Annotated in this window: 2 protein-coding genes; both read left to right on the forward strand. The window is 66.2% G+C overall.

Going from position 1 to position 1330, the window contains the following annotated elements:
* The first annotated feature begins 67 nt into the window (after positions 1–67).
* Positions 68–379: a transposase gene (locus ACLQ25_RS32610; protein ID WP_425734572.1), complete on the forward strand. Its 312-nt coding sequence runs from the start codon at positions 68–70 to the stop codon at positions 377–379.
* Positions 376–1299, forward strand: a complete 924-nt coding sequence (locus ACLQ25_RS32615) for an IS3 family transposase (protein ID WP_425734573.1) — start codon at positions 376–378, stop codon at positions 1297–1299. Before ACLQ25_RS32610 ends, ACLQ25_RS32615 begins: the two co-directional genes overlap by 4 nt.
* The last annotated feature ends 31 nt before the right edge of the window (positions 1300–1330 follow it).

The following is a 1330-nucleotide window of genomic DNA, read 5'->3' on the forward strand; positions in this document are numbered from 1 at the left end:
TGAGATACCCCCGCTTTCATGGAGCTTCTTGACCATGGTCTGATGGCCGTGGGGGAGGAAGTCGTCCGTGGCAGCACCGAAGAAGTACCCCGACGAGCTACGTCAGCGCGCTGTGCGCTTGTACCGCGAGTCGGATCCGAAGCCGGTGATCCGGCGCCTGGCCGAGCAGCTCGGCGTGCATCACGAGGCGCTCAGGAACTGGATCCGTCAGGCCGAGGCCGACACGGGTGAGCGCATCGACCGGCCGACCAGCGAGATGGCCGAGGAAAACCGCCGGCTGCGCAGGGAAGTCGCCGAGTTGCGGCGGGCGAACGAGATCTTGAAGGCTGCGAGCGCGTATTTCGCGGCGGAGCTCGACCCGACCCGGCGACGGTCATGAGGTTCATCCACGAACACCGTGACCAGTTCGCGGTCGCGCTCCTGCTACGGGTCCTGAACATCGGCGCTTCGACCTACTACGCGTGGGTCAAGCAGGCTGAGCAGCCCTGCGACCGCGACGTGGTCGACCTGGGGCTGATCTCCAACATCCACGAGATCTGGGAGACCTCCGGGCGTACCTACGGCGCGGACCGGGTCCACCGGCAGCTACGCCGCGACGGCATCTACGTGGGCCGCAAACGCGTCGAGCGGTTGATGGCGCAGCAGGGCTGGCAGGGCGCGTTCCTGCGTCGAGGCTGGCGCGGCGGCTCCACGAAGCAGGATCCCCGGCACACGCCGGCGCCGGATCTGGTCAACCGGCAGTTCACCGCCGACGGGCCGAACCGGCTCTGGGTCGCCGATGCCACCCGCATTCCGTGCGGTGAGGGCGTGTTCTGGCTCGCAGCGGTCCGCGACGTGTTCTCCCGCCGGATCGTCGGGTGGAAAACCTCCGACCGCTGCGACACCGACCTGATCCTCGCCGCCCTCGAATACGGCATCTGGTCCCGGGATGTCCGCGACGGCCAGTTAATTCACCACAGCGACCGCGGGTCGAACTACACGTCGTTCCGCTTCGCGGAACGCTTGCAGGACAACGGGATCCTGCCATCGATGGGCTCCGTCGGCGACAGCTACGACAACGCCCTGATGGAGAACTTCTGGTCCACCCTGAAGATCGAACTCGTTTACCGCACGTCCTGGCGGACCCGCGACGAGGCCGAGAACGCGATCTTCGCCTACATCGACGGCTGGTACAACACCCGCCGCATCCAAAAAGAGTTGGGCTACCTCAGCCCGAACGAATACGAGACCGCCTGGCACAGCCAGACGGAACCAGCCGAACCACCTATCGCCACCCCTGCGCCAGCCGGCAGCAGGTAACCACCGCTCCATCAAAGCGGGGGAAACTCAG

The sequence above is a fragment of the Micromonospora sp. DT44 genome (assembly GCF_049841635.1).
Classification (GTDB): domain Bacteria; phylum Actinomycetota; class Actinomycetes; order Mycobacteriales; family Micromonosporaceae; genus Micromonospora.